The sequence below is a fragment of the Cytobacillus sp. OWB-43 genome (assembly GCF_034651445.1).
Classification (GTDB): Bacteria; Bacillota; Bacilli; order Bacillales; family Cytobacillaceae; genus Cytobacillus; species Cytobacillus kochii.
Genome location: NZ_JAYEFF010000004.1, coordinates 37,830 through 59,485, shown reverse-complemented (window position 1 = coordinate 59,485; position 21,656 = coordinate 37,830). Strand labels below are relative to the sequence as shown.

Genomic DNA, 21,656 nt, shown 5'->3' with positions numbered 1-21,656 from the left:
TTGAAAAGATTGGAAATATATTTGTATTTATCTTTGGGAATTCCTGAGGTTTATGTAGGTAAAAAAGAATCGGAGCAAATGGGGTATTCTTTAAGAAAATGAAACAGATTAAGTACTAATAAGCAAGGAAAGGAGAGGATGAGCAACGTAATAGGAAAAATCGAGGCTAATAAGAAGTTAGACAATTAAAAAGAGGAACTTGAATCCTTGATTATGATAAAGAGTTTCAGTATCAGGTTTATCCACTAATCAAAAAACTTTCCTTTTATAATCATAGGACAATCCACTATTGCAATGCACCGCTACTTCAAGCAAATTCCCCCTAGATTCCTTCAATAAGAATTCCTTCTCTGAATAGTTTTAACAATATTTTGAATATTAACCAAAAAATTATAATGATAAAATTTCCAGTTGAGAATAGACTGAGAATATTTTTCTAAAACAAAGTCAATAAAACTCTATATTTAAAAGGTTTATTGAATATTATTCCATTTAAATGATATTGATAATCTTTCTCAACTATGATAATCTACTTATTGAAAAATGATATTAATATATTTTATATAAAAGAGAGGGGAAATAGGGAGGATGTTTAAGAAAGTATTAGGTCTTATTAGTCTTGCTGTACTAATGATTATCGCTGGATGCAGCTCTAGTGAGTCATCATCTGAAGGAAAGGCTAGTAGCGAGGGTAAAAATAATGTAGAAGTAGAGGAATTGAAAATCGGGGTCCCAAGTGATGTAGGTCCCTTGAATATTTATACAGGAAACATGGATTGGTTAACAGATCTTGTGTACGATAAATTATTTTCGCCATCCCCTTATGTAGATGAGCCACAACCATGGTTAGCAGAATCAGCAGAGCAGTTAGATGATACAACTTGGCGTGTCAAAATTCGTTCTGGTATTAAGTGGCATGATGGAGAAGACTTTACGGCTGAAGATGTGAAGTTTACATATGAGTACTACCGTGATGGACCACCAAACCGTCACACGCACCATGTAAGTGAAGTGCCAAAGGTTGATACTATTGAGATTTTAGATGATGGGGAAACATTAGAATTCAAATGCGCTTATGCTTGTCCTTCAATGGCAACCATCACATTTGCCGATTTACCAATCTTACCAAAACATATTTGGGAAAATGTTGAGAATCCACGCAAACATACGGATTTAGCTATTGGAACAGGCCCTTTCAAATTAACGGCATATGAACCAGATCAATATTATCAATTTGAGGCAAATACTGATTATTTTATGGGTGCACCGACTGTGAACAAGTTGAGTATGCCAATCATTAAAGATTCAACAGCGATGTTCAATGCTTTGACATCTGGTGAGATTGATACAACGACAAGAACTGTACCAGCTGAATTACAAGAAACTTTACAAAAAACAGACTCTATGAAGTTGGCAAGTACATCGCCGCTATCAATCGTACAATTTGGATTGAATTATGAGATGGAACCATTTAACTCAGAGGAGTTCCGTCAAGCAATCTCTCTTGGCATTGATCGTGAGAGTATTGTCAGTACAGTTCTTTTAGGACAAGGAAGAGCGGGTGAAAAAGGGTATCCGCATCCAGATTCACCATGGACAAATCCTGAATTATCAACACCATTCAATGTAGAAGAAGCTAACAACATGCTAGATGAACTTGGATATGAAGATAGCAATAATGATGGCTATCGTGAAACACCAGAAGGAGAAAACTTAAAACTTGATATTAGTGTTTCTTCTGCAGAGCCATTATATATCCGTACAGCAGAAATGTTACAAACTCAAATGAAAGAAATCGGCATTCAGTTCGAAGTGAAAACAATGGATCCAACAACTTATACAGCGGCTGTATCTGAAGATGACTTTGATTCTTATGTAAGTTTAATTGGTCCTCATGGTGTAGCTGACCCGGATCAGTTCATTATGTCTCATCGATCTTCTTATCTTTGGACAAAAGATCTACCTTATCCAGAAATGGATGAGTTAGTATCGAACTGGATGAACGCGACTACAATCGAAGATCGTAAAGCAATCTCTTTTGATATGCAAACACTATATAATGAGCAACCAACTGCGATTGCCCTTTATTATCCAGAAGAAATCTATGCGTATAACGCCGATGTATATGATCAATATGTTGAGTCTTTAGGCTTTGGTATTATAAATAAATTCAGCTTTTTACCTGAAGAAGCACGTAAAGTTTCCTCCACTACACCAGTGCAATTAGTAGAGTAAGGAAGTTAGATAAAAATGAAGCATTTGGCGAAGGTGAAAAACAAAATAGGTCAATATATATTAGTGATATTTGTTACTTTAACGATAAATTTTGCTTTGCCACGTCTCGCTCCGGGTGACCCGTTATTATATTTCTTTGGTGAAACAACAATCAATGAATTAACAGCAGAACAAAAACAAGAGGCCCTACATTCATTGGGCCTCGGTGGGTCTTTATGGGAGCAATATTGGACGTACTTAAAAGGCGTTTTCACTTTAGATTTTGGCACTTCAATAAAATATGGTGTCGCGGTAACAGAAGTGTTAACAGAACGTATTCCATGGACATTATTGTTAGTAGGGACGGCTTTAATTCTTAGTCTTGTAATTGGTGTAAGTGCGGGAGCATATTCGGCATGGAACCGAGGGAAGAAACGTGATTTAACCATATTAACCGGCATGCTGACATTGGAATCTATTCCTGGATTTTGGATCGGGATGATGTTTCTATCGATATTCGCTGTCCAGCTTGGTTGGTTTCCTACTTTCGGAGCGGTTTCAATGGTACAGGATGGTACCACTTGGGGTTATATCAAGGATGTCGTCAGCCATGCCATATTACCAGTGATTACGATTACGTTAGCTACAGTCGGCTCTAATTATTTACTCACTCGCTCCAGTATGTTGGAATCATTAGGACAAGATTATATGACCGTGGCTGAAGCGAAGGGAATTAAGAAACGAGCACTCGTATTTAAGCATGCATTAAGAAATGCTTTGTTACCAATTTACACCCATTTCACATTAAGTGTGGGAACACTACTTGGTGGAGCGGTTGTCATTGAAACGGTCTATTCATACCCTGGGATTGGCCGCTTGTTGTATGAAAGCGTAACGGCTAGAGACTTCCCTATGCTACAAGGTGTCTTTTTACTTGTGACAATGGGTGTCATATTGGCCAATTTAATTGCCGATTTAACGTATCCATTATTTGATCCGCGTGTGCGGAATAGGAAGGAAGAGAAGGGAGAGGAGATCACTCATGCGTAAAACAACAAAGTGGATTGGCTTAACGGGTTTAGTTTTATTCTCAGCCATGTTGGTATTTGCCCTTTTTGGACCTATGCTTATTCCTTACGATGCCTATAAAGCATCTGGACCTCCCTTTCAATCTCCTAATCTTGAACATCTATTAGGTACAAATGATATGGGGCAAGATATATTGGCGGAGTTGGCCGTAGGTGCTAGGACTTCGCTCTTTATTGGTATTGCCTCTGCTATTCTAGCAGTTTTTATCGGTGGTTTAATAGGTGTGTTAGCTGGATATATAGGCGGTAGATTTGAAACAGTAGTATTACGAATAATAGATATCGTTCTTACCTTACCTTTCCTGCCGTTAATGATTGTTGTAGCAGTTTATATGGGAGCTGGGATTTTTACTTTAGTGTTTGTTATTACATTAGTTATGTGGGCAGGTAAAGCGAGACAAATTCGCGCACAAACCCTTTCTATCAAACATACTGGCCCTGTTTTAGCAGCTAAAACAATGGGCGCAAGCCACTTTTATATATTTTATAAACATATTTTACCTGGCGTGGTACCAATTTTTATTCCTCAGTTCGTAACAGGAGTGAATGCAGCTATTTTAATGGAATCGTCTTTAAGCTTTTTAGGAATGGGTGATCCGTTAACAAAGAGTTGGGGAAGTATTTTATTTTATGCGAATAGCCGAAGTGCTTTTTTAACAGAAGCTTGGGTGTGGTGGATTATTCCTCCAGGCGTATGTATCGTGATTGTTGTTTTAGCCTTTTCATTGATGGGCTACTACTTAGAAGAAAGATTCAATCCACGTTTAGGCGATTATTCTGTAAGAGAAAAAAGGAAGAAACAACCTGTCAAAACAAAAGAACATCAATCTTCAAAAGGTATTCTGCTGTCTGTTGAGAGTCTTACAGTTGCATATCCAAAATCAGGTGATTATCGCTCTGTTGTTGATGATGTTAGTTTCGTAGTTAAGCATGGTGAAGTGCTAGGTATTGTTGGCGAGTCAGGAAGTGGCAAGTCAACCATTGCTACAGCGATTATTCAACAATTAAAGAGACCGGCGAAAGAGTCAGGTGAGATTTACTTTGAAGGTAACCTCGTACAGCATTTTGGTGATGAAAGGCTTAGACAAATGCGCGGGAAGGAGATTGGCTATATTGCACAAGCGGCCATGAATGCACTAAATCCGGTTATTCGTATTGATAAGCAGTTGCAAGAAGCCGTCAGAGCGCATTATCAATTAAGTAACAAAGAAATGGATGTGCGTGTTATTGAAGTGTTACAACAGGTTGGTTTGGATGAGAAATGGCGCTTCGCCTATCCGCATGAATTATCAGGTGGAATGAAGCAGAGAGTTATCATCGCGATGGCTTTAATTAATAAGCCCAAACTCGTTATTGCAGATGAACCAACAACAGGACTTGATGTCATTGTCCAGGTAGAGATTGTGCAATTATTACGCAAACTACAAAAAGAGTTAGGTATTTCAATGATTTATATCTCCCATGACCTTCCTTCCGTTTTGAGCGTGACGGATCGACTTATGATTATGAAGGAAGGGCAAAAGGTAGAAGAAGGACCATCTGTTGAGTTGTCTAAGGTATCTACGAACCCTTATACAAGAGTGTTAATCGATAGTATACCAACGCTATATCCGAAGAAAGAAACAGTGGAGGTGAGCCGATGAGTGCGGATTTATTACGCATTAATTCTTTAAAGAAATCATTCTATCGTTCATCTTCCTTGCAAACGAAAGTATTATCCGATGTCTCTTTTTCCATGAAGGAAGGGGAAATTGTCGGTTTAATTGGTGCAAGTGGGGCAGGCAAGAGCACGATTGGTCGTATAATAAGTGGCTTAGAAACAGCAGATAGTGGAAAAATCCTTTTTGCTGGTGATGACCTAACTAAAATGAAGACGAAAGTACGTCGTCAATTAGCGAAAGATATTCAAATGGTCTTTCAAGATCCATATGAGGCATTGTCGAGTCGAATGAAGATTCATGAGATTGTTGGAGAGTCCCTACATATTTTACAAATTGAAAAGGGCAATCTTGAGCAAAGAACCCAATTAGTTAAAGAGGCCCTTCGTAGTGTGAATCTCGACCCGGACTATTATATGAATCGTTATCCACATGAATTATCCGGTGGAGAAAGACAAAGAGTGGGGTTAGCAAGAGCATTTGTGTGTAAACCGAAACTGATATTAGCTGACGAGCCGACCTCTATGCTAGATACATCTTTACGCCTGGATTTAATTAGGTTAATGAAAAGGATGAATCAACAAGAAGGTACATCCTATTTATTTATTACACATGATATTGCGTTAACACGTGACTTTTGCGATCGATTGATTGTTCTAAAAAATGGAGAAATCGTTGAAACTGGAGAAACGTTAGATGTCATTATGAATCCAGTACATCCTTATACGAAAACTTTAATAGAAGCCTTATTAATACTAGAAAATCATGGAGGTTAAAAAATGACTATTCAATTTATCTCATTAAACGCTGGTGGTGTTTTTGCCCAAACTCGTTTAGAAAATCAAGATTCAACTGGCTTTACACATGTAGATATTTACCAGTTACCATATACAGACTTCACTCCTTATGGATGTTTAGTTATTGGGGGTATGTGTGATCAGGACTTTTTATTAGAGCATAAGGACATAATTTCATCATTTTTAGATGAGGGGAAAATTGTCATATTCTCAGGCAATCTAGTCACTGATTGGTTACCAGGCGGTCGCCCGTTTGTGCCGAAGGAGATTAAGAGTTTTCAAGATTATGCAGTCAAAATTGAATCAACTCACCCAATTTTTGAAGGAGTACTAGAGGATGATATGACTTTTAATAAAGGAGTTGCTGGATTTTTTGCTCGCGGTCATCATCCGTTACCAGAAGGGGCAGAGGTGCTTCTTACATTGGATGGAAAAGAACCGATTACATATATCGATCGACAAAGTACAAACGGGACGATTCTTGTTCATGTAGGCTTTGATTTATTCGGCTATATGGGAAGTAATGATCTAGAGAAAACTACGTCACGCATTTCTCCGCAATTAAGAAAATGGGTAGAAGAGGAATATAGTAAAACAATTCAGGGGGTACAATCATGAGAAAGATTGCTGTTGTTTACGGAGGAAGTTCGCAGCACCACCGCACATACAAAACGTCTGAGTTCGCTAAACATTTCCATCAATTAATCCCTATTAGAGAATTAGCAGAGGCATCGTTTGAAGAAATCGATGTTTTGCTCATTCCATCACAAACGCATTTAGGACTCTTAAAGGAAAATGTCGAGAAAATTCATGCCTATGCAGATAATGGTGGGATTGTTGTGACGTTTGGTCCGCAAGGCTTTGATTGGTTACCTAAACATGATTGGGAATTCCGAATTACGAATTTTTGGTGGTGGTTAGAGAAAGATGCGAAAAGCGGTCTTGTATTAGCAGGAGAAAACCATGATCTATTCAAAAATTATTTAACATTATCTGATGCAACATGGCATCAACACGGTGTGTACTGGCCACCCGAAGGCAGTGAAGTATTAGTAGCGACAGAAGATGGTGGAGCGGTATTTTATATTGATAAAGTAAGTTCGAAAGGAACATGGATTAATACGACGCTCGATCCTGATTATCATTACGGTTCTTATTTTATGCCGGCAACAGAACGTTTTTTAAGGGGATTTCTTCCTTGGCTTGAGGAAGGTAAGATTTAATCGTGATTGTATTAAATCGTGTATCAAAGAGTTATGGAGACAGAAAGGTTTTACAGGATGTCCAATTTCAGCTTCAATCGAATGAGTTCGCATTTTTAAAAGGGAAATCTGGATCTGGAAAAAGTACGTTAATTAAATTACTTTACAGAGAAATAGAGAGAGATAGTGGAGACATTCTGATTGATGGGCAAGAGATTGGACAAATGAAGAAATATGAATTAAGGAGAAAAATGGGTGTGGTTTTCCAATCCTTTGAATTATTAGAGCGAAAGACAGTGTTAGAAAATGTCATGCTCGCAGGAAAGATTTTAGGAAAACCACAAAAGGAGATAGAAAACGAAGCGGTTCGTCTTCTAACAAGAGTAGGACTGGCAGACCATCTCCACCATTTTCCGAAGCAATTATCAGGAGGGCAGCAACAACGCACAGCTGTTGCTCGTGCCTTATTGAATAAACCAAAGCTCATTCTAGCTGATGAACCAACTGGTAATCTTGACAGAGAAACTTCTCTCGAAATATTAACCTTGTTAAAAGAGCTACATGAAGAAGAAGGTGTATCGATGTTGGTCATCACTCACTCTGAACAACTGATTCAACAAATGAATGAGAAGTCATGGGTGATTGAGGGAGGTAAGGTTTATGAGCTTTGAATCATTCCGCTATATATGGGACGATGTCCAATCTGGACTGAAGCGCAATAAAGGTGCATCGCTTGCATCTATTATTCTTATCTTTGTAGCTGTCACTTTAATCGGTGGTCTGCTTTTAATGAGGCTTGCTCTTGAAGATACTATCACTTATGTGGAGTCGCAAATCTCAATGAAGGTGTACGTGGAGAAAGGGTATGATACCGAACAACTATCTTCTGTGCTTGTAGAGAATGATTTTATTCAATCTGTCGAAGTAGAAACAGGCGATGAAGTGTTAGCTGGTCTCTCACATTTTTTTATGAATAGAGAGCATTTGTTGGATTCCTTTACCAATGGGGCGATGAATGATGCTATTAAAGTCCATGTGACAGATGCAAGTCTAATAGAGGAAGTGGCTCGGTCTTTAGATGGTATGCAGGGCATTGCAGAGGTCATCTATCCACAAGAGATGGCTCAGACACTGTACGAGTGGATTAAGAAAGTTGAAACATATGGTAGTATCATTGCTATCATACTTTTAATCATTGCTTGTATGGTTGCCTACATTGCCTTTCATCTAGCATTATATCAAAGAGAAAAAGAAATTCGTGTAAAGCTATTAGTAGGAGCGAATCCTGCTCATGTTAGATTACAATTCTTAATTGAAGGGTTTTTATTAGGGTTAGTGGGTGGTATCTTGAGCCTTTTCTCTACCTTTGCTCTATTTGAACTTGTCCTACATCCAATTGAACAAGCAGTGCCTTTTTTAATACAGTTAGATAGCTCTAATCGGATCATCGTCTTTAGTTTGCAATGTATTGTAAGTATAGTGATTGGCATTGGGGCAAGTTTTCTTGCAACAAGAAAGTTGATTCGTGATGTTTAAAAAAGTCATACTCACTATTATGCTTGTTATGGGACTCGCACTTCCTGTTTATGCTCACCTGACAGGCGCTTTTGCTGACTTTCTTGCCATTGTCTATGATGAATCAACGATTGATAAGCTAAAGGATGAGATGAAGGCAACAGAGAAGGAAATTGCAGCACTAGAGCCACAGGTAGAATCACTAGAAACAGCATTTAAGCAAGATCAAGGACTAGCCGTTGATCAGCTGCAATTTTATAGTGATGTTGGTCTAGATACATGGCTAGCTATGACTGAAAATGGTGAAGATATAGTTGATATCCAAGGGAATTATTGGCTGATAGAGCAGCAGATTGATGCGTATTTAGAGGAATTAAATACACTCTATCTGTCGTTTAAGCAACTAGAGGCAGCAAAGAATGCGTTAGAAGGACATCAAGAGTTGTTAGGGATGATTGAGAAAAATATCCAAGCTAGAGCGACCTATTTAGCGGAAAATGAAGGGTTAGGATTAGAACAGATCGCTAACTATTTAGATATTGATTGGACGGCTGAAATAGAGGATCATATTATTGCCGGTATTGAGCGCGATAATAAGCGAATTAATGAGGAGTTGACTCATTGGGTAGTGGCTCAACCTGATGGTACGTATCGATTGTCAGGAGAATGGTTAAATACTGAAAGTGATTTATCCTATTATTTTCGGGCGGATCATGTGTATATGGTTTACGAGCGTCCAGAGGGACATGTTATTTTAATCGGGCAAGTCTTACAGAATAAGGATGGACAATCCGCAAGCTTGATATTAGAAGAAGGCTTTTATAATGGATTTTTCTTACCGAAAGAGTTATTAGAAGAATTGATTCCATTTACCTTATCCTATGAAACTTTAAAAAACTTAGATGGCGTGGAACAACCATATCTTACACAAAAAGATGGTTATCTACAATTACAAACCAAATAAGGAGAGAAAAGAGATGTGGAAGAAAATCGTCAGTATATGTGCGGTGTTATTTATACTGATAACGTCACAAGCTCATGCACATGTGATGAATGCTGATAATGCTTATAATGATTTAAATTATACAGAGGCAAAAGGTGAGATATTGTTTATTACCGCTTTAGGGATGACGAATAGTCAAGATGAAACTGCCACTTTCAGACCAAATGACAGTTTGACGATGGAAGAATTGGCTGAGTTTGTCGCAGCATATTACCACCTTGAAGGGGAAAATACGGCCCAACAAGTAGTGGAAAAAGGATGGATCTCTTCACTCAAGGGGAACGCGACATTTGCTGATGTAAATGAAGCTTTCTTTGCAGGTGAACTGGCAATTGAAAATGGTTCTGAGGGCTTAACAAGAGAAGCATTTGCTATGTTTATTAGTGAACACGGAAGTTCGCTAATAGAGGAGGCTGGCTTTACTGAAGGGCCAGTTGGTCAAGTTGAAGCTGTCGAACAAAAAGAGATAAGTGTTGATGGGAAAGATACTCACCAATATCATATTCAAATAGGTGATGAAACAATCATACTTGCTGCTCACCCATATGTAGATGCACCATCTGTTGATCCTACTGTTTGGGAAGGAATGTATGTGACAACTTCATTACTAATGGAAGACCCTCATGATAACGGTGAAGAGGTGACACAGTTCTTATCTATATCTGAAGAGCAGCCTGTACAAGAACAAGTAGTTGAGGAAGAAACATCTTCTATTGATGAAGAAAGTAAGAAAGAAAAAGCTGAAGTAGTTGAAGAAGAGAAAGGTAATCATTATGCCAATTGGTTGTTTATCGGCTTAGTTGCTGTTGTCGTTCTTATCGTTGTCGGTTTGTATATGAAAAAAAGGAAATAGTTAGAGAGGGATTATAACCGTAACAAGAAACTGATTAAACGTTTCTGTTACGGTTTTTTATTTGTTTAGAGGTGGTGATAAATTAGTGATATTTGAAGAATTTAAAAGATATTAAGTCGTTCTTATCATTTGTTCACACAAGTTAAAGAGTTGGGTATTTAAGATATACGCATTATTCAAAGTGAAGAAAGAGATTGAAAGCCGAGTAGAAGAAAGTTGTTGCATGTCACTCAGAAGAAAAAATTCAAACGAGAGGGAAGCAAAAGAGGAGAGCGAGTCACTCAGATGAGGAAACCAAAACGAGAGCGAAGGAAAAGGCGATAGCGGGTCACTCAGATGAGCAAACCCAAACGAGAGCGAAGCAAAAGGGGAGAGCGAGTCACTCAAATGAGCCAACCCAAACGAGAGCGAAGCAAAAGGGGAGAGCGAGTCACTCAGAAGAGCAAACCGAAACGAGAGCGTAGTAAAAGGCGATAGCGAGTCACTCAAATGAGCAAACCCAAACGAGAGCGCAGCAAAAGGGGAGAGCGAGTCACTCAGAAGAGCAACCCGAAATGAGAGGGAAGCAAAAGGAGAGAGCGAGTCACTCAAATGAGCAAACCCAAACGAGAGCGAAGCAAAAGGGGAGAGCGAGTCACTCAGAAGAGCAACCCGAAACGAGAGCGAAGCAAAAGGCAATAGCGAGTCACTCAAATGAGCAAACCGAAACGAGAGGGAAGCAAAAGGAGATAGCGAGTCACTCAGAAGAGCAAACCAAAATGAGAGGGAAGCAAAAGGGGAGAGCGAGTCACTCAGAAGAGTAAACCAAAATGAGAGCGCAGCAAAAGGAGATAGCGAGTCACTCAAATGAGCAAACCCAAACGAGAGCGCAGCAAAAGGAGATAGCGAGTCACTCAGAAGAGCAAACCAAAATGAGAGCGCAGCAAAAGGAGATAGCAAGTCATACACAAATCCGAAAACAGAAAAGAAAGCGTTGCAAATGTAGTTTGCGCGTGACCCTGGTTCAAAAAATCATTCCCTTCAGCCACACAAGTAATTTCACTTATTGCTGCAATTAGTCTTCTGTTTAGGCCTCTCCTCTGCAATGTAACTCCAGTTTTTTTGTGATTGAACAATTAAAGCCACCAAAAAACATGTATCTTCCAACTGAATATTAATTTAAGTTTATAGGAATAAGCTAGCCAATTAAACAAATAATACCAATATCTTATGGAAGATAGAGAGGGTGGATCAATGAAGTTTTCTCGCCTTCAACTTGCTTTTGTCATTATTTTATTTATAGGCATATCTAATCATGTGCTCATTTTACCCCATTTGTTGGGTTTGGCTAAACGAGATGCTTGGTTAAGCGTTTTAATCGCCTACGGTATTATGTTTGTTTGGATATTTTTATATAAGATCATCTTATCTAAAAATCAAGCTGGCGAACATACCTTCCTTTGGATGAAAAAAAGAGTTGGGACATTTCTTTCCTATAGTATTATGAGTTTGTTTCTCTTGTATTTTAGTGTTGCTGGTATTGTTTCATTTTTTGATTTGATCCAATCAGTGCATATTTTTTTCCTACCATTTACACCTATATGGATTGTCGCCCTACCCTTTATTTTGTTATGTGTGTGGGCAGCCAGTTCAGGCATCAAAACGATCATCTATACTTCGACCATTCTCTTGCCTATTGTATGGGGATTAGGTATGTTTGTCGCGATTGCCACATTAGAGGAAAAAGATTATTCCTATCTTTTGCCGTTATTTGCTGATAAAGACGCTTCTGTTATTGAAGGTGTAATCATCGTGCTAGGTGGGAGTGTGGATTTACTTATCTTCTTTATCATTCATCACTATTTTGAAAAGAAGATACCATACTGGTATTTAATGTTGTTATTAACTGTTTTAACGATGCTTATTATGGGACCAACCATTGGTTCATTAACATCATTTGGTCCAAGTATGGCTGCTAATATGCGGTTTCCTGCATTTGAACAATGGAGACTTGTATCAATTGGGGATTTAATATCCCATGTGGATGCTTTAGCTGTGTTTCAATTATTAAGTGGTGTAACCATCAGAGTCTCACTTTGTTTATTTCTTATTCCGGAAATAATCCATATTCAAAAAAAGTGGTGGAAGGTTATTCTCATAACTTTAACAGCTCTTATCTTATATGGCATCGTTTCCTTACAGACGAGCGATATTCTTGTTTTTCATATCATTAAACATTATTTTTACAAGGTTGCCCTATGTTTTGGGGTGGTTATGACCATTATTTTATTGTTCGTCAGCTATCTTCCTAGCCGAAAGGGTGAAAAAGAGTATGACCGTGGAAAGTCAATATAAACAATTAGATAAACTTTTAGATACCGGAAAGCTAAACAGTCGGCATTTAGAGGAATTATTTAATCAGACATCAGATATCCATTTGGTTACACAACAAAATGTCCTCACCTTATACGCTGATGGAATGATTAGTAGAGAACAATATAACCGTTATGTACATGCGATTGTGACTTATTTCAATGAAGGATACCGCTCGAAAGAAATGGCATCACAATGGCCAACATTTTTAAAAATTCATCAAACAAAGGATATGGTGAGTCATTTACTAGGTGGTTATGTCATCTTCTATGTAAACGGAGGCAGGAATTATTTTGCTATCGATATCGCTCAAATTCCACATCGCTCACCTGAAGATTCACAAACGGAGGTTGCCTTAAAAGGTGCAAGGGACGGATTTACGGAAGAATTACATACAAATATGGCTCTGATTAGAAAAAGAATTAAAACAGAAAAGTTAAAGAGTGAAGTCTTTCAAATTGGAAGTGAAACAGAAACAAAAACAGTGCTTGTCTATTTAGAGGGCAAGGCTAAGCAAAATGTGATTGATGAAGCGAGAAAAAGATTAGAAAAAGTTGATGTAGAAAGCCTTATTAGTGCGGGGCAACTTGAACAATGGATATCAGATAAGACATTTTCGCTCTTTCCTCTTTTAGATTATATAACGAGGCCGGATTTTGCAGCGCAATGTTTACTTAGAGGTCGATTTGTTATCATTGTTGAAGGGTCACCTACGGTATTAATAGGGCCGATGAACCTATTAGGAATAATCAAATCTCCTGAAGATGTTCACTTTCCTTATTATATTGTTGCCTTTCAAAGATTGCTTCGAGTCGTTTGTTTATTTATTGCTATATTCGTGCCGTCTTTCTTCCTTGCTATCTCGAATATTAATATTGACCAACTACCTTATCCTTTAATTGCAACCATCGTCATTTCGCGCCATGGATTACCCTTTTCCTTACCATTAGAATCGTTTCTCATTCTCCTTCTTTTTGAATTACTAAAAGAAGCGGGAGTTCGGATGCCGACTGCCTTAGGGCAAACGATTTCTATTGTAGGGGGTATAATTATTGGAGATGCGGCAATTAGAGCAGGGCTTGCTTCTCCAACATTGCTTGTTGTTTTCGCTGTGGCGGCAGTCGCCACTTTTACATTAGTAAATCAATCGCTTACTGGTACTGTAACGATCCTCCGATTATATACGATGCTTTTCTCTACTTTTTTAGGCGTTTATGGATTTGCCTTAAGCTTCATCAGTATTGTTGTTTACTTAACAAGACTTGAATCGTTTAAAGTGTCTTATTTAGAGCCGATAACATCTCTGAATTTTGGTGAGTTTTTGTCCGCTTTCATGGTCAATCCTTTTCGCAGAAGAAAGAATGAAAACTGGATTGCAAGTATAAGGAGAAAGAGCAAATGAAAAAGCTCTTCCTTTCGTTATTATGTCTCCTTCTCCTAGTGACATGTGCATCCTGTAAGTCTGACATGAAAGAAATACAGAATTTGAATTTTGCAACTGCCTTAGGTGTAGACTTTAAAGATGGGAAATACCAATTATATATACAACTTGTTGGACTTGATTCTGTCGCAAAAACCGAGGGTGAAACAAGCTATGCTCAAACATATATTTCTATATCTTCTGGAGAAACCTTATTAGATGCGTATTTTGAATTATATAAATCTGAACAGGAAGTTATTATATTTTCGCATATTTCAACAATAGTTGTCAGTGAAGCGATTTTAAATCATGGTCTTGACCATGTGTTGGACGAGTTGACGAGATATTATGAATATAGGCAAACGCCTTGGATATTTGCTACCAAAGATCCAATCGATAAGGTGTTGTCCACACTAGGTTTATTTAAACAGTCTTCTCTAGAAACCTTATTACATCATCCGGATCGTTCAAGTAAACAAAGTACAATGGTAAGACCGATCAAGCTTTATCAATTCTTTAGAGAAATATTTGAACCTGGGAAAACGACTTATTTACCTGGTATCACAATCACAGAGAGCCAATGGAGGAGTAACGAAAAGAAAGAGCCTAAATTGACTTATAGTGGCGCCTTTTTTATTAAAGATATTAAATATATAGGTTTTTTTAATTTAGATACAATTAAAGGCATAAGGTGGGTATCCAAGGGTACAGAAAGGTCTTCATTGAAAGTGCCTGATGGGGGAAATCAGGAAACGATTATTGTTATTGATAATATCAAGACGAAGAAGAAACTTGTAGATAGTAAAGAGGGCAAATATCAATTTGAAGTACAACTAGAAGTAAAAGCGAGTCTTGGGAATAAGGTAAATGACCAGACATATAACCAGTTACTTAGAGAAACAAAAGAAAACTTGTCAAAGGAAATTAAAGATCTATTCCAATTAGGGGTAGAGGAAGGTATAGACTTTCTTGACCTGGGTCATATTCTCTATCGTAATGACTTTAAAAGCTGGGAAAAGGACAAGGAAAATTACTTAGCTAAAAGTGAGGTAGAAGTAAGAGCAGATGTAACGATTCAACATGCAAGTGCATTTAAAAACAAACGGTTTGAAGAACTGAAAGAAAGAGGGAAGACAGACTAAGAACCTGGTTGAAACTTAAGTAGATTGGCTCCCCTATAAGTAGACAGAGATTATAAAGATGCTACTTATAAGGGAGTTTTATCAATATCTATTCGTACATGTTTAGTGTACGAATTTGTAGTTGTCGCCCATCCTTTTTTTCAATGGACATTTTATTGATATACTTTACTGTCAATCAATTGCAATTGGTGTTGCTGAATAATCTGCGCCAATTGGTCGCTATAGATTTTTTCGCCTTGTTCATTTTCAATTGTACTGTATCCAGCGTCTTGTAATGCTACTGCTTGCTCCATATAAGTTGTGCCATTGAATAGCCCATTTTTTTTGTAGCGATCGTGAGTGGCTAAGAACTCTCCGTGATCTTTTACGGAATCCTCCATTTGATCATATACCCTAAAAGCATCCTCAATTGTTTCATCATAGTACTCTTTCGTTTCTAGGTTTACTGATTCTCCGTCCCAATTATGGCTCTTGATGCCAAAGTAGTTATTATATTCGGATGAGAGGGTCGATCTACCCCAATCGGATTCAAGTATGGCTTGAGCAATCGTAATTGATGGCAGGATACGATAGGTTTCATAGTTTTCTATTGCAATTGCTTCAATATCATTGATAAAGTTTCGTTGCATTTTTTTTAGGTTATTATTGTCTGCTGCTTCAATTTGATCTGTTAATTGATTATAGTAATTTTTCACTTCTTCTTTTTCTTCTTGGCTGTACTCATTTTCGATTAATACTCTATCAATCTCTTTTATTTTAAAATCATCATTTTCTTCGGTAATAAATTGATTTGTCAGTTGTTTTATTTCCTCATTACTTATTTCTTCAATGCCATACTTCACTTCTGCCATAGCTGAAACATAGCGCCAATCAACTTGAGCCTTCCCACGACTCGTTTCATCAACAACTGCTTGAACTTGTCCTGTTTGGTCAATGGAGATACTTTTTTCTTTATTCATAGCGATAAAGTAGATGCCCACTATAAACAAAACGAGTGTAAATAAAATCCACTTGCTCTTTTTCATTAGAATGTCCCCTTATTCCATATTACTTTCTACTAATATAACTTGAATCATGTTCATTCTTCCAGTGACACCTCTTTATAAGAGTAATAAACTAAATTTTCTGCCATTATAGATAAACATGAAAGGTTATCCTAGTCTGCCGATAAAAATAACAGGACAAAAGATGTGGTTATTTATTTTTGATAGGTCATTAATCACGCATTTTAGATAAAAAGGGGAATATTTATGGGCAAGTTATTCGATCGAAAGGGGAAGGAAAACTCATTCCTAAACCGCTTAACATCCACTATTCAATTTCAAATATTGCTGCCGTTCTTAGCGCTAATTATCATTGCAGTCATGACGGTTAGTTATGTTAGTTACCATTTTAGTATTAAAAATACGACAGCGATCCTCAACCAAAAAGTAGAAGAACAATTAACGAGTTTAAATGATACTTTTGAGATGTTCTTTACTCAGAAACATCAAATCATGACTCGAATGACGATGAATGAGGACATCATTCCCTCAGAAGGTGACAATGACGAGGTATTAGCCTATTTCCGCGAAACACAAGAAACAACGGACTCTGTCATCAACCTTTATTCAGCTAGTGAGAGTACGGGTGAAGTAGTGATTTATCCTGAAGCTGATTTAGGAAATGATTTCCTTGCAAAGCAAAGAGATTGGTATAAGGAGGCAGTTGCTGCAAAAGGTGATCCCGTTTGGACAGCACCATATAAAGATGGTAGTACAGGGGAAACGATTATAACGATTTCTGAAGCCGTTTACCAAAATGATCAATTAGTAGGTGTTGTTGGGGCTGATGTACTTGTTGACACATTAATTGAGATGGTCAATAAAATGGACGTAGGTGACACAGGATATGGCATGATTGTCGATCCTTTTGGTAAATATGTTGCTCATCCTGATTCAGCACTTATTGGACAAGCCGCTTCATTAGATTTGTCCACAGACTCTAATGAACAATCACAGGGAAGTATTCAGGTAGATGAGGAAATTGTTCATTATATTGAGAATCCTACAACAGGATGGACCATAGGCGGTATAGTCAATACGAGAGATTTAGAAAAACAAGGGGAAGCAATCGTGTTACCTAATTTAATTACTATTGGTGTGGTTTTATTGTTAGCGATTGTTACTTCGTACTTCATTACCCGAGCTTTAACAAAGCCAATGCATGATGTAGTAGGCAGAATGAAAAGTATGGCAGATGGAGATTTTACTCATGAACCACTTCCTATTAAACATAAAAATGAGATTGGTCACCTTGTAATAGCAACGAATGAGATGAATCAACAAATAAAAACGCTTCTCGTTGATGTTCAAGATGTATCTCACACAGTAACAGCCAAAAGTGAGGAATTGAAATTAATTTCTGAAGAAGTAAAAGCAGGTACTTCACAGATTGCTACAACAATGGAGGAGCTTGCGTATGGTTCAGAAGCACAAGCGAAAAGTGCGAGTGACATTTCTTCCTTTATGAATGATTTTGTTGTAAAGATTGATGAGACCAATGCGAATGGTGAATGGATTCAAGAAAAGACAAAAGATGTTTTTGTTATGACGGAAAAAGGCACGTTAAATATGCAACAATCAACGAAACAAATGGAGACAATTCATGACATTGTCAGCCAAACAACAGCAAAAATGAAAACATTGGATCAGCAAACACAAGATATCACAAAGTTGGTTGCTGTGATAAAAGAAGTAGCTGAGCAAACGAATTTACTTGCATTAAATGCTGCTATTGAAGCAGCGAGAGCGGGAGAACATGGTCGTGGGTTTGCCGTTGTTGCAGAAGAAGTTCGTAAACTAGCAGAACAGGTGGCAGCATCTGTCCAAGATATCACATCTATTGTCATGACCATCCAATCTGATTCAAAAGAAGTCGTTGTTTCCTTGCAGACGGGATATACAGAGGTTGAAAAAGGAAAAGAGCAAATGGATGAAACCAATCAAACATTTGATGATATCCGCCTATCACTGCAAGAAATGGGAGAAAGTATTGCTCAAATTGCAGAAAATCTTAACGATATTACAGCAAATAGTCAAGAAATGAACGGTACAATTGAAGAGATCGCCTCTGTGACAGAAGAATCAGCAGCGGGCATTGAAGAAACATCTGCATCGGCAGAAGAAGTAAGCGGTTCGATGGAAAATGTGACTGAAAGTGCACAACACTTAAATAACTTAGCGACAAAGGTTCAATCATTAATTGGTCGCTTTAAACTTTAACATAGAAGAAGAAATCCTGTGAAAGCAGGATTTTTTTCTTTTTTTAACGAATGTTAGGGGTTGGTATATAGTGAAGTATTTTAAGGTTTGTTAATAAAAATTTGTAAAAGAATGGTATGCATGATTTTGATCGAGGAGGCTAAAAAAGTAACTGAATATTATCGAAGAATAATGCTGATATAGTATATATTTCTGAATCTGTTTCCCGTGTAGGGAAGACGAGTATTCCGATATTGAAATCAACGTCTTATGGAATAAAGATCATACGGATGATGAACGACTTTACCCAATAAAGGAAAGAGGGGGTAAAGTTCTCGACTTTTTCCCATTTGAAGATGAAGAATGGTCCGAATCGTATATAGTCTCTAACGTAAAATATGAAATAAGTAATTTTCGCACGATAACTTTTCAGCGGATCATCGATGACCTTCTAATCAAGCAAGAAGCAGATATTGAAAAACAAGTATTACTTGCAAGCCTACAAAGTGGTATTCCACTCATTGGTAAAGACATATTTAAAGCTTCAAGAAGACAAATTGATAGATATCCAACAGCACTCACAATAAATTTGATTAAAGAGTATAAAGAAGTAACAAATAGCTGGCATAGTAGATATGGATTACTAGCGCGAAATGATTGGTATATGTTACAACAAGTTCTTTTTTCAGTTGAAAAGAATATTTTAATATTATTATTTGTATTGAATAAAGAGTTCATTCAACACCCTGGTTTTAAATGGTTAAGGAAATCGGTCAACGCATTGAAAGTTAAACCATCAAATTTTCTCGAGAGGTCAGAGAAAATTCATATAGGGCAATTAACTATGAAAGATTTACAAGAACTTGAAAAAATATTAGTAGAAACATATAGATTAGTAGAAAGAGCGTATCCCGAGATAGATTTAAATGAAGCGAAACAAAAAAGTATGTTAACTTGCCCTACAAACAATAAACAGTCATTATAACTAAATAAATGGATGAATGGAGGAAAGTTCAATGGATTACGATGTGATTGTGGTTGGCGCAGGATTAGCTGGTTTGGTGGCAACGGCAGAAATAGCGGATGGTGGGAAGCGGGTATTACTTTTAGACCAAGAGCCAGAAGCATCCTTAGGTGGCCAAGCATGGTGGTCATTTGGTGGACTGTTTTTAGTCAATTCCCCTGAACAGCGTCGAATGGGAATCCAGGATTCTAAGGAGTTAGCATGGCAGGATTGGCAGGGGACAGCTGGCTTTGATCGGATAGAAGATGAGGACTATTGGGGATTGCAATGGGCTAAAGCTTATGTTGAATTTGCAGCAGGAGAAAAGCGGGCATGGTTACACAAGATGGGGGTTCGTTTTTTTCCAGTAGTCGGTTGGGCAGAGAGGGGGGGACAGTTAGCTGATGGCCCTGGTAACTCTGTACCACGCTTTCATATTGTCTGGGGAACAGGTCCAGGAATCGTTGAGCCATTTGAACGCCGAGTACGGGAACATATGAAAAAAGGCTTGGTCCAATATCAACCGCGTCACCGTGTGGAGCAATTAATAACAGACGGTAGTATGATTGTTGGATTAAGTGGCTCCGTATTAAAGGCTAGCCAAGCGAAACGTGGGGAAGGAAGTAATAGAGAAGTAGTAGGTCGCTTTAAATATGATACAAAACTCGTCTTAGTCGCTAGCGGAGGAATCGGTGCGAACATGGAGCTGATTCGTAAAAATTGGCCAAGTAGACTTGGAGAGCCACCTCAACAGATGATTTCTGGAGTTCCGGCACATGTGGATGGAAGGATGCTTTCGGTTACAGAGGCAGCAGGCGGAAGGATTGTGAACCGTGACCGCATGTGGCATTACACAGAGGGAATTAAGAATTGGCAGCCTGTATGGGAGAACCATGGGATTCGTATTCTTCCTGGACCATCTTCTATTTGGCTTGATGCAAATGGAAAACGTTTTCAAGCGCCTAACTATCCAGGTTTTGATACACTTAGTACACTAGAGGCAATTAAAAAAACAGGCTATGACTATTCTTGGTTTATTCTTTCTCATAAAATAATTGAAAAAGAGTTTGCCTTATCTGGCTCCGAACAAAATCCAGATTTAACGGGTAAAAGCATTAGTAAAGTGATTGGCAGAGCATTAAAACGTGTACCAACGCCTGTAAAAGCATTTATGGATAAAGGGGAAGATTTTGTTATTGCTAGTCAACTAGGTGATCTTGTCACTGCAATGAATAAACTTTCTGGCAATGATTTGCTGCGTGTGGATGAAATTGAGAGACAAATTCAAGCAAGAGACCGTGAGATTGATCATGCTTTTACAAAAGATTTGCAAGTGACAGCTATTAGAGGAGCAAGAAACTATCTGGGGGATAAATTAATACGAGTGGCTAAGCCTCATAAAATTCTTGATCCAAAAAACGGCCCGCTTATTGCCGTTCGTTTAAATCTCTTAAGTAGAAAAACACTAGGTGGTTTGCAAACCGATTTATCAGCAAGGGTGTTAAATGAAAAGGGATCCCCTGTTCACGGCTTATATGCAGCAGGAGAAGTAGCCGGCTTTGGCGGAGGTGGAGTGCATGGCTATCGCTCATTAGAAGGAACGTTTGTTGGTGGCTGTCTTTTTACAGGAAAAGTGGCAGGCCAAGCAATCGTGGCAGCATTAGATAATGAAACGATATGAGGAGCTTATACGATGACATATAGACTGACAAGACTTGCTAATGATGACGCAAAAGAACTGTTCAAATTTGAAAAAGTGAATAAACAATTCTTTGAGAAAAGTGTTCCACCTAGACCTGTAAGTTATGAGATATATGAGCTGTTCCTACAAGTTTTAATAGAATTATTAGAGGAGCAAGCCGAAAATAAATCATTATTCTATCTTATTAGAAATGAAACAGATGAAATTGTCGGTAGAATAAATATTGTAGATATAGACTGGCGAGAGAAAAAGGGTTATCTTGGCTATCGCATAGGTGAGACATACACTGGGAAAGGGATAGCGAGTCATGCATTGCAAATTCTTCTACAGCAAAATAAGAAAATCAATCAATTCTTGGCCAAAACAACGAAAGATAATATTTCTTCTCAAAAAGTATTAGAGAGAAATAACTTTGTCATGCAAGGAGAAGAGGGAAATTTTATTTACTATCAGTGGGATCGGTAG

The 21,656-nt window shown here is 37.9% G+C and carries 20 protein-coding genes; 19 read left to right on the top strand and 1 reads right to left on the bottom strand.

What is annotated here, in order from left to right; genetic code table 11:
- The first annotated feature begins 588 nt into the window (after positions 1-588).
- The 15 genes from U9M49_RS15520 to U9M49_RS15450 all read left to right on the top strand — a co-directional run bounded on the left by U9M49_RS15520 (position 589) and on the right by U9M49_RS15450 (position 15,244).
- Complete coding sequence (locus U9M49_RS15520) at positions 589-2,235, top strand: ABC transporter substrate-binding protein (RefSeq protein WP_322910106.1); 1,647 nt, start codon at positions 589-591, stop codon at positions 2,233-2,235.
- A 15-nt stretch (positions 2,236-2,250) separates the two neighbouring features.
- Positions 2,251-3,264: an ABC transporter permease gene (locus tag U9M49_RS15515; RefSeq protein WP_095370504.1), complete on the top strand. Its 1,014-nt coding sequence runs from the start codon at positions 2,251-2,253 to the stop codon at positions 3,262-3,264.
- On the top strand, positions 3,257-4,945 hold the full coding sequence (locus U9M49_RS15510) for a dipeptide/oligopeptide/nickel ABC transporter permease/ATP-binding protein (protein WP_218971973.1): 1,689 nt from the start codon (positions 3,257-3,259) through the stop codon (positions 4,943-4,945). Before U9M49_RS15515 ends, U9M49_RS15510 begins: the two co-directional genes overlap by 8 nt.
- A complete protein-coding gene (locus U9M49_RS15505) occupies positions 4,942-5,736 on the top strand; it encodes an ABC transporter ATP-binding protein (protein ID WP_095370503.1) in 795 nt (264 codons plus the stop codon). The genes U9M49_RS15510 and U9M49_RS15505 overlap by 4 nt, the downstream gene beginning before the upstream one ends.
- A gap of 3 nt (positions 5,737-5,739) precedes the next feature.
- A complete protein-coding gene (locus tag U9M49_RS15500; protein ID WP_322910105.1) occupies positions 5,740-6,375 on the top strand; it encodes a phosphate starvation-inducible protein PhoH in 636 nt (211 codons plus the stop codon).
- A complete protein-coding gene (locus U9M49_RS15495) occupies positions 6,372-6,980 on the top strand; it encodes a hypothetical protein (protein WP_095370501.1) in 609 nt (202 codons plus the stop codon). The genes U9M49_RS15500 and U9M49_RS15495 overlap by 4 nt, the downstream gene beginning before the upstream one ends.
- Positions 6,981-6,982: 2 nt before the next feature.
- Entirely contained in the window at positions 6,983-7,630 is a 648-nt protein-coding gene (locus tag U9M49_RS15490; RefSeq protein ID WP_322910104.1) for an ABC transporter ATP-binding protein, read from the top strand.
- Entirely contained in the window at positions 7,620-8,495 is an 876-nt protein-coding gene (locus U9M49_RS15485) for a cell division protein FtsX (RefSeq protein ID WP_322910103.1), read from the top strand. Before U9M49_RS15490 ends, U9M49_RS15485 begins: the two co-directional genes overlap by 11 nt.
- Positions 8,488-9,438 (top strand): hypothetical protein, encoded by a 951-nt coding sequence (locus tag U9M49_RS15480; RefSeq protein WP_095370498.1) that lies wholly within the window; start codon positions 8,488-8,490, stop codon positions 9,436-9,438. Before U9M49_RS15485 ends, U9M49_RS15480 begins: the two co-directional genes overlap by 8 nt.
- 13 nt (positions 9,439-9,451) lie before the next feature.
- Positions 9,452-10,330: a hypothetical protein gene (locus U9M49_RS15475; RefSeq protein WP_322910102.1), complete on the top strand. Its 879-nt coding sequence runs from the start codon at positions 9,452-9,454 to the stop codon at positions 10,328-10,330.
- A gap of 554 nt (positions 10,331-10,884) precedes the next feature.
- On the top strand, positions 10,885-11,133 hold the full coding sequence (locus tag U9M49_RS15470; protein ID WP_322910101.1) for a hypothetical protein: 249 nt from the start codon (positions 10,885-10,887) through the stop codon (positions 11,131-11,133).
- 6 nt (positions 11,134-11,139) lie between these two features.
- Positions 11,140-11,388 carry a hypothetical protein gene (locus tag U9M49_RS15465; protein WP_322910100.1) on the top strand — a complete coding sequence of 83 codons (249 nt, stop codon included), beginning with the start codon at positions 11,140-11,142 and terminating at the stop codon, positions 11,386-11,388.
- 175 nt (positions 11,389-11,563) lie between these two features.
- A complete protein-coding gene (locus U9M49_RS15460) occupies positions 11,564-12,664 on the top strand; it encodes an endospore germination permease (protein WP_322910099.1) in 1,101 nt (366 codons plus the stop codon).
- Positions 12,642-14,084 (top strand): spore germination protein, encoded by a 1,443-nt coding sequence (locus U9M49_RS15455; RefSeq protein ID WP_095370493.1) that lies wholly within the window; start codon positions 12,642-12,644, stop codon positions 14,082-14,084. Before U9M49_RS15460 ends, U9M49_RS15455 begins: the two co-directional genes overlap by 23 nt.
- Positions 14,081-15,244 carry a Ger(x)C family spore germination protein gene (locus U9M49_RS15450; RefSeq protein ID WP_322910098.1) on the top strand — a complete coding sequence of 388 codons (1,164 nt, stop codon included), beginning with the start codon at positions 14,081-14,083 and terminating at the stop codon, positions 15,242-15,244. The genes U9M49_RS15455 and U9M49_RS15450 overlap by 4 nt, the downstream gene beginning before the upstream one ends.
- Positions 15,245-15,396: 152 nt before the next feature.
- Here U9M49_RS15450 and U9M49_RS15445 read toward each other — a convergent pair whose 3' ends face one another.
- Positions 15,397-16,269 (bottom strand): glucosaminidase domain-containing protein, encoded by an 873-nt coding sequence (locus tag U9M49_RS15445; protein WP_322910097.1) that lies wholly within the window; start codon positions 16,267-16,269, stop codon positions 15,397-15,399.
- A gap of 225 nt (positions 16,270-16,494) precedes the next feature.
- Between U9M49_RS15445 and U9M49_RS15440 the strand changes: the two genes are divergently transcribed.
- From U9M49_RS15440 to U9M49_RS15425, 4 genes are all read left to right on the top strand, one after another.
- A complete protein-coding gene (locus U9M49_RS15440; protein WP_322910096.1) occupies positions 16,495-18,507 on the top strand; it encodes a methyl-accepting chemotaxis protein in 2,013 nt (670 codons plus the stop codon).
- Between the two features lie 196 nt (positions 18,508-18,703).
- On the top strand, positions 18,704-19,471 hold the full coding sequence (locus tag U9M49_RS15435; protein WP_095370488.1) for a DUF4037 domain-containing protein: 768 nt from the start codon (positions 18,704-18,706) through the stop codon (positions 19,469-19,471).
- 31 nt (positions 19,472-19,502) lie between these two features.
- Positions 19,503-21,170, top strand: a complete 1,668-nt coding sequence (locus U9M49_RS15430; RefSeq protein ID WP_322910095.1) for an FAD-binding dehydrogenase — start codon at positions 19,503-19,505, stop codon at positions 21,168-21,170.
- 12 nt (positions 21,171-21,182) lie between these two features.
- Positions 21,183-21,656, top strand: a complete 474-nt coding sequence (locus U9M49_RS15425; RefSeq protein ID WP_307314894.1) for a GNAT family N-acetyltransferase — start codon at positions 21,183-21,185, stop codon at positions 21,654-21,656.

Excerpts from the sequence above, each read along its gene's own strand:
- U9M49_RS15520 (WP_322910106.1), top strand. The coding sequence starts at position 589 with ATGTTTAAGAAAGTATTAGGTCTTATTAGTCTTGCTGTACTAATGATT.
- U9M49_RS15515 (WP_095370504.1), top strand. The coding sequence starts at position 2,251 with ATGAAGCATTTGGCGAAGGTGAAAAACAAAATAGGTCAATATATATTA.
- U9M49_RS15510 (WP_218971973.1), top strand. The coding sequence starts at position 3,257 with ATGCGTAAAACAACAAAGTGGATTGGCTTAACGGGTTTAGTTTTATTC.
- U9M49_RS15505 (WP_095370503.1), top strand. The coding sequence starts at position 4,942 with ATGAGTGCGGATTTATTACGCATTAATTCTTTAAAGAAATCATTCTAT.
- U9M49_RS15500 (WP_322910105.1), top strand. The coding sequence starts at position 5,740 with ATGACTATTCAATTTATCTCATTAAACGCTGGTGGTGTTTTTGCCCAA.
- U9M49_RS15495 (WP_095370501.1), top strand. The coding sequence starts at position 6,372 with ATGAGAAAGATTGCTGTTGTTTACGGAGGAAGTTCGCAGCACCACCGC.
- U9M49_RS15485 (WP_322910103.1), top strand. The coding sequence starts at position 7,620 with ATGAGCTTTGAATCATTCCGCTATATATGGGACGATGTCCAATCTGGA.
- U9M49_RS15480 (WP_095370498.1), top strand. The coding sequence starts at position 8,488 with ATGTTTAAAAAAGTCATACTCACTATTATGCTTGTTATGGGACTCGCA.
- U9M49_RS15475 (WP_322910102.1), top strand. The coding sequence starts at position 9,452 with ATGTGGAAGAAAATCGTCAGTATATGTGCGGTGTTATTTATACTGATA.
- U9M49_RS15470 (WP_322910101.1), top strand. The coding sequence starts at position 10,885 with ATGAGAGGGAAGCAAAAGGAGAGAGCGAGTCACTCAAATGAGCAAACC.
- U9M49_RS15465 (WP_322910100.1), top strand. The coding sequence starts at position 11,140 with ATGAGAGCGCAGCAAAAGGAGATAGCGAGTCACTCAAATGAGCAAACC.
- U9M49_RS15460 (WP_322910099.1), top strand. The coding sequence starts at position 11,564 with ATGAAGTTTTCTCGCCTTCAACTTGCTTTTGTCATTATTTTATTTATA.
- U9M49_RS15455 (WP_095370493.1), top strand. The coding sequence starts at position 12,642 with ATGACCGTGGAAAGTCAATATAAACAATTAGATAAACTTTTAGATACC.
- U9M49_RS15450 (WP_322910098.1), top strand. The coding sequence starts at position 14,081 with ATGAAAAAGCTCTTCCTTTCGTTATTATGTCTCCTTCTCCTAGTGACA.
- U9M49_RS15445 (WP_322910097.1), bottom strand. The coding sequence starts at position 16,269 with ATGAAAAAGAGCAAGTGGATTTTATTTACACTCGTTTTGTTTATAGTG.
- U9M49_RS15440 (WP_322910096.1), top strand. The coding sequence starts at position 16,495 with ATGGGCAAGTTATTCGATCGAAAGGGGAAGGAAAACTCATTCCTAAAC.
- U9M49_RS15430 (WP_322910095.1), top strand. The coding sequence starts at position 19,503 with ATGGATTACGATGTGATTGTGGTTGGCGCAGGATTAGCTGGTTTGGTG.
- U9M49_RS15425 (WP_307314894.1), top strand. The coding sequence starts at position 21,183 with ATGACATATAGACTGACAAGACTTGCTAATGATGACGCAAAAGAACTG.